Here is a 13,704-nt window from a genome sequence, read left to right as displayed (position 1 = left end):
TTCGAGCATGTCATGCCATTCAAAATCATATGGCGCATAAAATGCGGTAACAGTGAGGTGCCTTTTTTTATCAAAGCAAATGCTAGCGAATACTAGCAAACACTAACAAACACTAGCATTTACGACTTCGACTTCTCTTCCATCAACCCCACCAGATTACCATCAGGATCACGTACAAAACCTATCCACAAATCATGATCTGGCATAGGTGCAGCAAACTGCGGGATGCGTTCGGCGACCGCGCCACGCGCGACGATATCGACGAACCTTGCTTCTATATCCTGAACTTTAAAATACAGAATAGAATTGGCACCGACTGCACCCGCACCTTGGGGCGTACTCAGCATAATGCGTACCGTCCCCGCAGCCAAAAAAGCTAATGTCGGCACTGGACTAAATAGAAACTGCAATCCTAGTACGTCACGATAAAATGTTAACGCCGCTGCTACATCACTCACCGTAATGGCGATTTGTCCTATTTCGGATACTTTAGTTTCCATGTTTCCCTCGTAAAAATAGCGTGTAATTTAAGTAGATAAGCAAAATTTCAACCGATTTCAACCGACTTCAACAGCGCGCAAAGTCCAAAAATCTCGTGCCATTCTTTCTTGCATCAGATACTCGTAAGGCACAGTAAAATAACCTTGTTGCCCCCAATTCTTCCCCCAAGAATTCATCAAAATAAAGCGTTGGCTTTCATCGTTATAACCGACGGCTAATACGGCATGACCACCGACTTTAGTTTCTGCTTTTTTGGGCAAATGCAAAACACCACGACTGGTCATCTGCGCACTCTCAAACGCACTGTATACCGTTAAGCCCAACACAAAGGGAAAGCCTTCTGCCAGACATGCTTTCAACTCATCTAATTCATGCCGTAGCCGTTGATAAGCGACGCTTTGGTAATTTAAGGCTTGTTGATAGGCGTGATGTGGTGGTTTGCTTGCATATTGATAGGCACGATACGGCCAAGCACTCTCGCGGCAAATTCCCTGTTTAGCCACACTTTTCATGGCATCACGAATTTGCGCTCCTTTATTTTGACGCTGTTTACCCGCCAATACCCTAGCGTTGTAATGCAAAAACAAACGCGATGGATGATAGGCTGGCGCAACTCGTCCCTGCTCTCTCGCCTGTCGCATTAGATTAAAACGAAATGCATTACAAACCGCATTCGCAGTACAACTACCTAGCCGCGATCCTTGATCATACACTGGCGGACAATGACTACGTAAATCGACACGCGCAGGTAAAAGTAAAGGTGGCACCTGAAACGCATGATCTCTCGAGTCGGGACCATCTGGCTGCAGTAAACATAGTTTCGTTTGCAAAACGTTCACCTTCTTAAGAAAGACATTCTGGACAGTTTATATGAAACTTAGGTCATAAAAGCATGTAAATATGGTCAATAGTGACGATTCCTCAGCTGCTGCAAAGACACAAAAAATTTTCATAAAATCGTATATACTCCTTGTAAATGAGAATGATTCGCATTTATAATAAATCGACGACTTACTCTCAATAAAAAATATTTCATTTATGAATCTCACAGACAAAAATAAAATTACTCAAGAATCTGTCAGGCATCTGCCAGAAATCGCCACAAATTTGAGAATTTCCAGCAAAGACATATTGCGCGGTCACAAAGAAGTTGAAATTGAACACAATGGCGTGCTTTATCGCTTTCGTTGTACTTCCTTAGGTAAACTGATTTTGACTAAATAGCCTCAATCCAAAACTACACACTTTTCAAGCACCCGCCAGCCAACACTCTTCACAGCTTATGTTATGAAGAGCGACCATACAATCCGCCAGCCAGTGCCGCTTTAATGGAGAAACCCATGCACAACAAAGGCGCGCCTGCACAACCGATATTACTGCTGATTGATATTTTTCCACAGCAAATCTGAACATGTTTTCCTCTCTCTGAGGTCAGATGCGGCTTGCTCGTACGCCGCTATCTCACTACCGATTTATTTACATTTATTTTAAACAGGGGTTCTATACATGAAACCATCTGCCTCTCAATCGGGTTCAAATAATGCCTGCCAGCATCTAAGTATTGCCAACAGCAAAATTGGCGAAATTATGATTTGCCCAGAATGTAGCGTCATACATCTATCACTACAGTCGATCTCTATACGTCTCGATCTCGATGCATTCTCTGAATTAGCGAAGATGATCAAACACGCGCAAGCAACAATAGAACAGGCACAGGAGCAGGCACAGAAATTCTCGTCGAACCAAGCAAATCCATCGAATGATTTACACGATGCAGATCCATTAGCGCATGAAGCACTCCTGCAAGAAAATGCTTATCCCTACTACCCACACAAAGTTCACTAATCTTTCTTTCAGCGAGGAGACTTACGATGTGCGAAAAACACGAATCCAGTCAACAAAAGCAACACAACAGCGCAACGGCAACTAAACCACTGAGCTCGCGCCGTCGCCGCTTGTGGGATTTATCAAGGGAGACGCATTGCCCTGTCATCGGCGTATGCATCCCACTCGCGGTCTTGCGACGCCTGCTCGGCAAAGCTGTTGGCGGTGCAACTCAAGCTGACGACTACGAAATTCATGTAGGAGCAATCGCCGAAAGCAGCTATCGCAATCGCCTCTCCGAATTACTGCAAGAAGATTTGGAACAACGCTATTCGCTGACCATTAAACGGTTTCGTACTGCGAAAACGGTGGGTGCTTTAACTCAACTATGGTTGGATGCCATCTATCAAGGTGATGTCGCCGGTGCATTCTGGGCTGGACTCACACATCCTTTATGCGATCTTGGCTTACAAGAAGGTATGTGTCGCGATATGCACATGCTGCAACATCAGGCTGGTGCAACCGTGCGTGCCGACATTGTCCGCTTTAACGCTGTATTAGAAGAAAATGCCCTACTCGCCAGAGAGATTGCTCGCCATCAGGAAAGACACACCCGCCACATGCAAGAGAAGGCACAAGAAATTGAAAAGCTACAGCGAAACATCGTTCAGTTACGCGCCGAATGTATAGGTAAGGAAAGTATCATCGCTTATCTGAATACAGATTTACAAGCACTAAAGAACGCTGCGCCAGAACGGGTGCAGGCTGAGAAAAACAGTCATCAACAACTACAACAAAAATTAGAACGAATGGGAGTACGACAAGCTGAATTGGAACAAAAAATACGGGAACTCAAGCACAAACTCACATACAAACTCAAGCAAACCAACAAGCATGGATCACTCGAAGTCACGAACGAAAATGTATTAGAAAATACACTAGAAAGTGCGCTAGAAAATGTCACATCAGCGAAAGAATTTAATCATCATCGCACCATTCCGATTACGCTTCAGCTACAACAAAAAAATGTACTTTGTGTCGGCGGCCGCAGCGGCAATGTTGCCAGCTATCGCGACTTAATCGAACGTGTAGGTGGTCGCTTCGCACACCATGATGGCGGCATGGAAGATAGTCAGAATTTATTAGACAGTAGCCTGGCCGCTGCAGATTTGGTTATCTGTCAAACCGGCTGTATCAGCCACAATGCCTATTGGCGCGTCAAAGAATTTTGCAAACGCACGGGCAAGCGCTGTGTGTTTGTAGAAAACCCGAGTGTGTCCTCGCTAGCTCGAGGATTAGAACAGGTATCTGAGGAAGCGACTACGACGGTAGACAAATGATGGTGAAAAAATACAACGCTAAAAATAGCGTGTTGGATCACACAAAGCGACAGCGACGCCCAACACGCCTTACAACATGACTGGATCAGGACGCTTCAAACACCTCAATTGCGCCCGGGCGGCGCAACATCTTGTTGACCTCATCCAAATGCAACTCTTCTGCAACGATCATTTCACGTGCGTATTCTTCCAGTAACACTGAACTGCCTTCAACAATTTTGAGCAGGGCATAATAGGCTGACAAAGCAGTGGTTTCGAGCTCCAAACTTTCGCGCAAAATATCACCGATATCATGTTTTTCGGTTTCTAATAGAGCGCCTATCTTTAATGAAGGGTGGCCGCCTAGCAAGGTTGCTAGCTCACCTGCTTTATGTGCATGCGCCAGACTTTCATCGGCATTTCCCTTTAACCAAGAGACGATAGGAATGCGGTTATAGCCATACACCATCAACGAGTAATGCGTATATCTGACCACGCCAGCGAGTTCTAATTCCATGATGTGATTGAGTGCATCAATCGCCATCTGTTTTTTTGTATCATCCATATTGTTTCTCCTAATTTTCTTAAACTACGCGCGACATCAGCTGCATTGTGTACCTAATTACCGATCTATGTAAACGTGAAAATAATCGTGAAAATAAACGTCAAAATAAACGTCAAAACGACAAGCCCTACACGTTAAGTGTCTATGACTTGTCGTTATTTTGGATCAGCGAATCAAAGCTAATCCTTGCAAAAAACTTAGAACAATACGTTCGCGCTCAGTGAAATCGTACGTGGACTACCTACGGTATAACGCGCACCACTATTGTTCAAAGTGCTAACGTATTCCTTGTCAGTCAGATTGTTTACATTTAATTGCAAAGATAAATTGCGAGTTGCCTGATAGCCAATCACGGCATTCGCAACCCAGCTAGAAGCAATCGATGGCAAATTTTGTAGCGCCGCATTGAGACTAGGATCAACAATACGCTTTTGCTCAGAGGTATAACGAACACCACCACCCACGGTCCAGCTTGGTGCTACTTTATAACTACTCCATAAGGTCGCGGTTAAGTCAGGTGACCAGCGTGCTGCCGCACCTGCTGCATTGTTACCAGCTGAACCTTGCAAAACCTTGGTTTTCATTGTCGCGACGCCAGCCGTAATCTGCCAGTCTGGATTGACTTGTCCAACCAAACCAAGCTCTACACCTTCCACACGACGCTTGCCAAATTGCGCAAAAACATTGGTCACAGCATCGACTTGCACGATTTCATTCGTGTTATCGGTACGATAAAAAGCCGCTGTAAATGCCAATGCTTTATTTAATAAATCCCATTTAGTACCAAGCTCAAGATTGGTGGTTTTTTGTGGATCGGCGAGCGGACCATTGACGTTGTTAGCAGCACTGCTCAAAGAAAAGTTAGAGCTGCCTGGTGGCGTCAATGAAGTTGCATAAACACCGTACAAACGACCATTTTTTGCGACTTTGTAAACTGTGCCTAACTTCCAACTGAGCAAATCATCATTCTTGTTTACTTTCGCTGGAATCAAAGTACCAACTGGCAAAGTCGGATTCGCTGCCGCTGTGGACAGGCTGACCGTCTTCGATTCTGTACTGTAACGCTCGTAACGCAAGCCAGTATTTAATTGCCAGTCGTCATTGACATCAATCGCATCAAATACATACAGCGCGGCGGTTTTGGTTTGACCGTCGCTGCTCGCACCGTTTTTCGCCAACGCTGGCAACACGGTATTGGCATCTGGCTGGTACAGATTTGCTGCAGGAATCACCGCACCAGTTGGTACAGCCAATGTGTTCGTCGTTTGACGCTCTTGCAATAACTCTACACCGGCAGATAAGCTATGCTTGAAACCTGCGGCGTCAAAACTACTATTGACGCTAGTCTGGTTCGCAAAAATATCATTGCTTTGATCAAGGCCTTGACGAGTGCGCGCTACAGTCCAGGTATTTTGAGCGCCTGTCGCTGTCAGTCCATTTACACCCGTTAACGCACGCTTCATAGAGGACTGTCCGTAACGCGTCACATTACGCAAAACGGTATTCGCACTCAGATCAAATTCGAACTTCGCCGTCGCCATATCAGCTTCTACTTTTTCGAAATCATTGACACTACCGTAGTAATTTTTTGAACGTACTTTCGGTGCGACCATCACTGCCGCAGTAGCATTGTAGAAACCCGCTAAGCCTACCGTTGGAATACCACCATCAGGCACATTATCTTGACGTATGTGTTGCGAGTAGAAGTAAGCACGCGTCTTTTCACCAAGGCCAACAGCGATGGACGGCGCGATACCATAAGCATTACTTTCTAATTGATCACGACCTGCTACGCCGCCTGCTTGTTTGAATACATTCAAACGTACTGCCGTTGTATCACCAATTTTTTGATTGATATCAGCCGTGATACGTTTATTGTTGCCATTATTAATACTGGCTGTGCCGCTGACCGCATCTTCTAAAGTGGGCACTTTCGACGCCAGATTAATATAGCCCGATGCAGCACCACGACCTACGTCGGCACCTGCAGGACCTTTTACCACTTCGACTTGTTCCACGTTAAAAGTATCACGTGTTACCGCACCAAGATCGCGTACACCATCAACAAACACAGAAGACTGCGTTGCAAACCCGCGCATTTGGAAAGTATCACCCGCGCTGGTATTCCCATTTTCACCTAATTGCATCGTAATACCTGGCGTATTACGCAAAGCATCCATCATGTTGAAAGCGCCCTGCTCTTGCAGTAATTCTTTCTTGATCACCGACACCATTTGCGGCGTCTCCAGCAAAGGCTTCACAAACTTACTGGAGCTGGATGTATCTGCTTTAAATGGCACATCTAGTGTGCCCTGTACTTTGATTTCTGGCAGTTCAGCTTCTTTTTTTGTTTTTTCTTGCGCGTTGGCTGGCTTAGCTTGTTGTGCTTGCACAGATAAAGGTGCGGCCAATGCGGCCAATGCAATCAGGGTATGACTCAATTGCACGGTGTTCTTTAGATGTTGTCGACTACGAATATATGCCACAGAATTCTCCGGAAGGTAGATTAAATCCAGATTCTTCATCAGACGCACCATAGGTGCTATTTACGTGGTGAGCGCACATGTTCTGTTTGCTGTTCCTCAATGTCGATAACTCATGATTGACGCTATGCTGAATCAACCCACACATTAGAACTTGCTCAAAAACTGCATCCGTCATCATCGCAAATCCAAATAAAAAATCTGGGCTGGCTAAAACAAATGGAAAAAAGCTGGCTAATGACAACTACTTGGAGGACGCAGTATCGGTGGCTGGCAAACTTGATAAAGTCAAATAATAATAGTTCTCATTTAGATTTGCAAGAACTAAATGATAATGATTCTTATTTACTTATTTTTGAATATTGATTAAAATGACGCAAATTCACAAGAAACCTCTCAAGAATATTCCCCATGATGCTGCACATTCCCGCCGTCCTTAGTATCGAAGAAGTCAACTATCTTCGCCGCCGCTTAGAGACCACGGACTGGGTTGATGGCAAACAAACCGTGGGAGCACAAGGGGCGCAAGTTAAACAAAACCGACAACTCCTAGAACATGCAGAAGTCAGCTTAGAACTAGGGAAAATTGTCTTAGCAGCGGTAAAAAAACATCCGCTCTTTTTTTCTGCAGCTTTACCCTTACGTATCGTGCCACCGCTATTTAATGCCTATGCAGGTGGTGAGCATTACGGCTTACATGTGGATGGCTCCATACGTCAGGTGCCCAATGCCGATTACAGCTTGCGGACGGATATATCCTCCACCTTATTCTTGTGTGATCCCGATGAATATGATGGTGGCGAATTAGAAGTGGTCGATACCTATGGCACCCATGAAGTCAAGCTGCCAGCGGGTGATTTAATTTTGTATCCATCAACCAGTTTGCATCAGGTCAAGCCAGTCACGCGCGGCGTACGCGTTTGCTCCTTTTTTTGGACGCAAAGCATGATACGTGACGATACCCGTCGCAGCATGCTATTTGAGATGGATCAAAATATACAAGCTTTACGTAACAAATTAGGCGACGGTGCCGAAGTGCTTAGCTTGACGGCGCAATACCATAATTTAGTGCGTATGTGGGCAGAGACATAATCGCCCGCAAATAGGGGGCACCACAATACGGCATTCGAGCAGGCAGTTTGAAACTAAGCGGGTTGAAACTATCCAAGCAACAAAGCGATACAAAACAATTTCTTGTGCTTTTCCAATTGAGATTTTTTCTCAATTAAAATGTGATGTCTGCAAACCATCGTCATTCCATTTTTAGACCACAGAGCCTAACAAGAAATAATAAGCGGCAGCAACATTCCATCATCAAGTTTACTTTCGGTTCTATATAACGTGTCTACACCTCAACAACAACGCGCATTCTGGCTACGTCATTTGCATAACTGGCATTGGATCAGTTCTGCGATTTGCTTAATTGCGATGATATTGTTCGCTATCACTGGGTTTACTTTAAATCACGCAGGCGATATCGAAGCGCATCCCATATTCAGCAAAAAAACAGGAATCATCCCGCCCGCTTTATTGGCCAAGCTAGCGCAGGAAATTCCTCAGCGCAGCAAAAAATCCAAGGACCAAAGTTTGCCGCAAGAAATGCAGACATGGTTAGAACAAAATCTGAAGATTGATGTCCAAGCGAAAGCGGCTGAGTGGTCACCCGAAGAAATCTATGTCGCCCTGCCCCGGCCGGGCGGCGATGCCTGGCTCAGAATTGACATGGACAGTGGCGCGCTCGAGTACGAAAAAACCGAACGCGGCTTGGTCGCTTACTTGAACGATTTACACAAGGGCAGAAATACGGGCAAAGCCTGGTCGTGGTTTATCGACATTTTTGCACTGGCTTGCCTGATATTTTGTGTCACTGGTTTATTTTTATTAAAGATGCATGCGAATAATCGCGTGTTGACTTGGCCGCTAGTTACCCTGGGTTTGGTAGCGCCAGTTTTATTAGTCATTTTATTTATACATTGATGTCCGTATTTCCGCCTTTACTTTAATCTTAGTGCTCTCATCGACGAGGTATAACATGCAGAAAATCATCCCCTTCGCCATCTCCACATTGCTAGGCTCTTCAGCGATGGCGGCTGAATTAGTCGTGAAGTTAGAAGTTCCTAAACTGGACGTTGCCGAATATCACAAACCCTATGTGGCTTTGTGGATAGAGCGTCCAGATCAAACCTTAGCCGCGAATTTGCAAGTCTGGTACGACATCAAGAAACGCAATAATGAAGGCACGAAGTGGTTGAAAGATTTACGCCAATGGTGGCGTCGTAGTGGTCGCGATTTAAGTTTGCCGGTTGATGGCGTGAGTGCTGCCACCCGCATCGTTGGTGAGCACAGTTTGAGCTTTGCGGGTGACAGCAATGCATTAGCAAAACTGCCGGCAGGCGACTACAACCTGATCGTAGAAGCCGCGCGTGAAGGTGGAGGTCGTGAAGTCGTCAAACTGCCATTTACCTGGAATGGCAAAGAGCAGGCGGTAATGAGCGTGCAGGGTAGCCATGAACTGGGCAAAGTCAGCGTTCAGGTCAAAAAATAATCTCAGCGAATTACACTATCAAGGAATCCACGATGAAACGTCTTGCCCTCACTAGCGCACTCAGTTGCGCCCTCAGCGCAGCTCTATTAACACCACTTTCTGCATTGGCAGACCGTCCATTTATTTTGCCAGCGATGACGCTCAATTCCGGCACCGCGCCTCTGATTACGTTTGATGCTGCGGTGGGTGAAAACCTGTTTTACTTCGATCACAATACCTTGAGTATCGATAACCTGATTATCACTGCAGCCGATGGCAGTATTGTGAAGCCAGAAAGCATCGCTCTTGGTAAATTGCGCAATAGTTTTGATGTGCGAGCGAGCCTGCAGGGCACCTATAAAGTCAGTATTGTGAACGACATGCTGATCGCCAATTACAAGGAAAATGGCGCACCAAAACGCTGGCGTGGCAACGCTGAAAGTTTCGCCAAAGAGGTCCCGGCGAATGCAGAAGAATTACAAGTATTCCAAAATCAAAGTCGCATCGAAACCTTCGTCACGAATGGCAGCCCGAACAACACCGCCTTAAAACCTAGCGGCAAAGGTTTAGAGTTACAAGCGATCACCCATCCGAATGACATCGTCGACGGTGAAGCCGCGAGTTTCCGCTTGCTCTTAGATGGTCAACCTGCAGCAGGCGTGAAAGTCACCGTAATTGCCGGTGGCGCACGTTATCGCCAAAAACTTGGCGAACAGTTTTATACCAGCGATGCCGACGGTAAAATTAAGATCAACTGGCAAGGTGCTGGCATGTATTGGTTGCAAGCGCGTACTAGCGACAATAAAACCGCCGTACCTGCCGCCAAAGAGCGTCGTGTCAGCTATATCGCGACCTTAGAAGTATTGCCGCAATAAATTGACTAGTGTGCACTGGCAAGCTGAGGTAGCGCTTCAAATTGCCAGTGTTCTGCACAAAGTAAGACGCCGTATCCGTAACTCCTGTAACCGTTTCATTTGATTGTTGTAACCGTGTCTTCTTCATCTATTCCTGACAAGTTATCCCCCTCCGCACGTCAAGTGCTGATTCCGCTCAATATGAGTCAGCCGCGCGTGCCCGATAGTGGAATGCATTATGTGAATTTGCAGGGTTTTAGTATGGGTACCAGTTGGCAGGTGCAGTGCTATCTAAACTCTTCGCAACATGCGCCGGAAATTCAGAGCGCCGAATTACAATCAGGAATCCAAGCGCAACTCGATCAGATTGTGGCGCAGATGAGCCCATGGGAAACCGATTCTGACATCAATCAATTCAATCGTGCGCCAGCGAATAGCTGGCAAGTTTTGCCACCAGAGTTTTTTAAAGTCTTACAGCACAGTGTTTTCGTCGCGGAACAAACCCGTGGTGCTTTCGATCCCAGCATTGGACACTTGGCGAATTTATGGGGTTTTGGCCCTGCCGGAAAAATTGAGCAAGCACCAGAAGCAATGGAGATCTTGCAAGCGCGCATGCGCACTAATTGGCAACAAATTCGCCTCAACCCCACCGACAGCAGCGCACTACAAATCGGCAATGTGCATCTCGATCTATGTTCTACCGCTAAAGGTTTTGGCGTTGATCAGGTCGCCCGTTATTTGCAACAAATCGGGATCACGAGTTATCTGGTCGAAGTCGGCGGCGAACTGCGCGGCCTCGGTTGCAAACCCGATGGACAACCATGGTGGGTAGAGCTCGAAGTCGTACCCGATTCAACCTTGGAACAATTACCTATTCAAGATTTATCCACTTCGTATGTAGTCGCCTTGCATGGTTTAGCCATTGCAACATCCGGTGATTACAATCGTTATTTCATGCACGAAGGCAAGCGCTATTCGCACACGATAGATCCACGCACTGGCTACCCCGTCGATCACGATCTTGCTTCCGTCACGGTGATGCATAGCGAATGTATGATCGCCGATGCGCTGGCTACGGCGATGAGCGTACTCGGTGTAAAAAAAGGCATGGCCTACGCTAAACGGCTGCACGCGGCAGCGCGCTTTATTGAACGCAAACCCGATGGTTTTGTTGAGCACTTGAGCCCAGCCTTCATTGCGATGATGGATGAGCATCTTGATTAAAACATCCACACCACCAGTCACAAATTCCGCAAAAGCGCCCCGTCTCCTCACACTTGGTTTAGTGATTTCTTTGAGCATAAGCGCGCTGATTTTGCTGACATCATTTAGCACCTATCTACTAGGGGCGCTTAGCTTGCAGCAAGTACGCTTAGGCAGCGCCACCAGCGTGCTGCTCAGCTATGTCCTGTTTTATTGCTGGATACAGCAAGGCCACGCGCAAGCGCATCAAGCCAGTTCGCCGCCAACGACACAGCTTGACTCATTTGCCGCAGACGAAATACTTGTCGTGTACGCGAGCCAAACCGGCTACGCCGAACAATTGGCAATACAAACTCTCAGCAGTTTGCAAGAAGGCGACATGCCATCTCGCTTGATGAATATTCAAGCGTTTACGCCAGTGATATTACAACAAGCACAAAAAATTTTATTCATCGCCAGCACGACAGGCGAAGGCGATGCCCCAGACAGCGCGGCTAAATTTAATCGCAATGTTCTGCATGCAAGCCCACAACAAACAACATCACTCTCGCACTTGCAATACGCGATTCTGGCACTCGGTGATCGCCACTACCAAGCCTTCTGCGCATTCGGGCATCAACTCGATCACTGGCTACGGCAACAGGGCGCGCGCAGTCTGTTTGATCTGGTTGAAGTGGATAATGGCGACGAAGGCGCACTCCGCCACTGGCAACACCATCTGGGTGTACTCAGTGGTCACACCGATCTCGCCGATTGGCATCAAGCCGAGTATGAAAATTGGACATTGAACGAACGCCGCTTACTCAATCCAGACAGTCAGGGCAATCCCGTCTATCAATTACGCTTAGTACCAAGCACCAGCATTAGCAATAGCAGCTGGCAGGCAGGTGACATCGCCGAAATCCTGCCACGTCGCCCGGGCAGCGAACAGACCTTACCGCACCGGGAATATTCGATTGCTTCCATCCCGCAAGATGGTGCGGTCGAACTCATCGTGCGCCAAATGCAACAGGCCGATGGTAGCTTAGGACTAGGTTCCGGCTGGCTCACACACTACGCCGATATCAACAGCACGATAGCATTACGCCTGCGCAGCAACCGCAGCTTCCATCCACCGACCAATAACTGCCCACTCATCCTGATCGGCAACGGCACTGGCATCGCTGGCTTGCGCGCTCATCTCAAACATCGTGCTCAACAAGGACAACATCAAGCACCAAACTGGTTATTCTTCGGCGAGCGCAATCGCGCCAACGATTTTTTCTGCCAAACAGAAATCGAACAATGGCAAGCCGATGGCACATTGGCCAAACTTGACCTAGCCTTCTCCCGCGACCAGACCCAACGCATTTACGTACAAGACAAATTACGCGAACAAGCCACCGAATTGAGCGCATGGGTAGCGCAAGGCGCTGCAATTTATGTTTGCGGCAGCTTAGAAGGCATGGCTGGCGGCGTTGATACAGCACTGCGCGAAATTTTAGGAGATAAACAATTAGAACGCATGCGCGAGGAAGGGCTTTATCGGAGAGATGTTTATTAAGCCGAGATTCCACAGAACATTTGCTTGTCAGAATAAATTTGGCTATAGTCCGTCTCTATATACATAGAAAAAAAAGAATTTTTTAAACTATTTCTTATATTAATCAAAGATCCAGGCAAAGCTAAACCATGGCCGTAATAAAAATTCTCCTGATAGCGGCCAGCTTACTCTGTCTGAATACGCAAACGCTAGCGCAAAACAAAACTTCACCAGTGTTGTCCCTATATTGCGAAGACGACAAACCACTTCAGTTTTATGACGAGAATAAAAAGCTGACTGGCTTGACGGTTGAAGTCGTACAAGAAATCCAACGACGACTCGGCAACAAAGATCGCATCCAGGTCGTTCCATGGTCACGCGGCATCGACAAATTAAACAAAGAGCCGAATAGTTTTCTGTTCACGATGGCACGCACGCCCGACCGGGAGCAACTCTATCAATGGATAGGCCCTATCCTATTTATTGAGTATGGTCTGTACGTCAAAGCGGATTCATCAATTCAAATTAATAAGCTTGAGGATGCAAAAAAGATCGGTCTGATTGGCGTGTATCGCGACGACATCCGTGACCAAACCCTCAGTAAATTGGGCTTCACCAATCTGGATCGCGCCAGCTCAGTTGCCTCTAGCTTTAAGAAATTAATGATAGGCAGAATTGCCGCCTACGCCGATGCAAAAAAAGGCGTCGCCATCACGGCAAATTTAGCCGGCTACCAGGCATCAGACGTCAAACTCGCCTACGATTTATTTAAGAATCCCTTGTATATTGCTGTTTCAAAAAACACGGATGCAGCCATCGTTGCCCAATGGAATAGCTCCTTAGAAGAAATGAAGAAGGACAAAAGTTTTCTTAAAATTCTAAAGAAATATAACGAACAATAAGCGCTGT

General features: G+C 46.6%; 14 protein-coding genes. 10 read left to right on the top strand and 4 right to left on the bottom strand.

Annotated features, from left to right (window positions below):
- Nucleotides 1–119 precede the first annotated feature (119 nt).
- Both H8K55_RS20165 and H8K55_RS20160 read right to left on the bottom strand, forming a co-directional pair.
- Nucleotides 120–500: a VOC family protein gene (locus tag H8K55_RS20165; RefSeq protein ID WP_186943895.1), complete on the bottom strand. Its 381-nt coding sequence runs from the start codon at nt 498–500 to the stop codon at nt 120–122.
- 57 nt (nt 501–557) lie between these two features.
- A complete protein-coding gene (locus tag H8K55_RS20160; protein ID WP_186943894.1) occupies nt 558–1,331 on the bottom strand; it encodes a C1 family peptidase in 774 nt (257 codons plus the stop codon).
- A gap of 208 nt (nt 1,332–1,539) precedes the next feature.
- Between H8K55_RS20160 and hemP the strand changes: the two genes are divergently transcribed.
- The 3 genes from hemP (at nt 1,540) to H8K55_RS20145 (ending at nt 3,665) form a co-directional block, all read left to right on the top strand.
- Nucleotides 1,540–1,725: a hemin uptake protein HemP gene (gene hemP, locus H8K55_RS20155; protein ID WP_186943893.1), complete on the top strand. Its 186-nt coding sequence runs from the start codon at nt 1,540–1,542 to the stop codon at nt 1,723–1,725.
- A 282-nt stretch (nt 1,726–2,007) separates the two neighbouring features.
- Nucleotides 2,008–2,346 (top strand): hypothetical protein, encoded by a 339-nt coding sequence (locus H8K55_RS20150; protein ID WP_186943892.1) that lies wholly within the window; start codon nt 2,008–2,010, stop codon nt 2,344–2,346.
- A 26-nt stretch (nt 2,347–2,372) separates the two neighbouring features.
- Nucleotides 2,373–3,665, top strand: coding sequence for a DUF2325 domain-containing protein (locus tag H8K55_RS20145; protein ID WP_186943890.1), 1,293 nt, complete (start codon nt 2,373–2,375; stop codon nt 3,663–3,665).
- An 85-nt stretch (nt 3,666–3,750) separates the two neighbouring features.
- Here the strand turns inward: H8K55_RS20145 and H8K55_RS20140 are convergent, their stop codons facing one another.
- Both H8K55_RS20140 and H8K55_RS20135 read right to left on the bottom strand, forming a co-directional pair.
- On the bottom strand, nt 3,751–4,209 hold the full coding sequence (locus tag H8K55_RS20140) for a ferritin-like domain-containing protein (RefSeq protein WP_186943888.1): 459 nt from the start codon (nt 4,207–4,209) through the stop codon (nt 3,751–3,753).
- Nucleotides 4,210–4,406: 197 nt separating this feature from the next.
- Nucleotides 4,407–6,695, bottom strand: coding sequence for a catecholate siderophore receptor Fiu (locus tag H8K55_RS20135; protein WP_186943886.1), 2,289 nt, complete (start codon nt 6,693–6,695; stop codon nt 4,407–4,409).
- A 408-nt stretch (nt 6,696–7,103) separates the two neighbouring features.
- On the opposite strand from H8K55_RS20135, the gene H8K55_RS20130 reads away from it, so the two are divergent.
- The 7 genes from H8K55_RS20130 to H8K55_RS20100 all read left to right on the top strand — a co-directional run bounded on the left by H8K55_RS20130 (nt 7,104) and on the right by H8K55_RS20100 (nt 13,697).
- A complete protein-coding gene (locus tag H8K55_RS20130) occupies nt 7,104–7,784 on the top strand; it encodes a Fe2+-dependent dioxygenase (RefSeq protein WP_186943884.1) in 681 nt (226 codons plus the stop codon).
- A 249-nt stretch (nt 7,785–8,033) separates the two neighbouring features.
- Entirely contained in the window at nt 8,034–8,669 is a 636-nt protein-coding gene (locus tag H8K55_RS20125) for a PepSY-associated TM helix domain-containing protein (RefSeq protein WP_186943883.1), read from the top strand.
- Nucleotides 8,670–8,724: 55 nt separating this feature from the next.
- Entirely contained in the window at nt 8,725–9,237 is a 513-nt protein-coding gene (locus H8K55_RS20120; RefSeq protein WP_186943881.1) for a DUF2271 domain-containing protein, read from the top strand.
- Nucleotides 9,238–9,269: 32 nt separating this feature from the next.
- A complete protein-coding gene (locus H8K55_RS20115) occupies nt 9,270–10,091 on the top strand; it encodes a DUF4198 domain-containing protein (protein ID WP_186943879.1) in 822 nt (273 codons plus the stop codon).
- 114 nt (nt 10,092–10,205) lie between these two features.
- Nucleotides 10,206–11,294, top strand: coding sequence for an FAD:protein FMN transferase (locus tag H8K55_RS20110; RefSeq protein ID WP_329605074.1), 1,089 nt, complete (start codon nt 10,206–10,208; stop codon nt 11,292–11,294).
- Between the two features lie 133 nt (nt 11,295–11,427).
- The gene (locus tag H8K55_RS20105; RefSeq protein ID WP_230408739.1) at nt 11,428–12,816 is read left to right on the top strand and encodes a sulfite reductase subunit alpha; all 1,389 of its coding nucleotides are present in this window, start codon (nt 11,428–11,430) and stop codon (nt 12,814–12,816) included.
- Between the two features lie 128 nt (nt 12,817–12,944).
- A complete protein-coding gene (locus H8K55_RS20100; RefSeq protein WP_186943876.1) occupies nt 12,945–13,697 on the top strand; it encodes a substrate-binding periplasmic protein in 753 nt (250 codons plus the stop codon).
- Nucleotides 13,698–13,704: the final 7 nt, after the last annotated feature.

This window comes from Affinundibacterium flavidum (assembly GCF_014284175.1).
In the GTDB taxonomy this organism is placed as follows: Bacteria; Pseudomonadota; Gammaproteobacteria; order Burkholderiales; family Burkholderiaceae_D; genus Undibacterium; species Undibacterium flavidum.
Note: the sequence above shows the minus strand (reverse complement) of the source record. Positions and strands in the feature narration are given on the sequence as shown.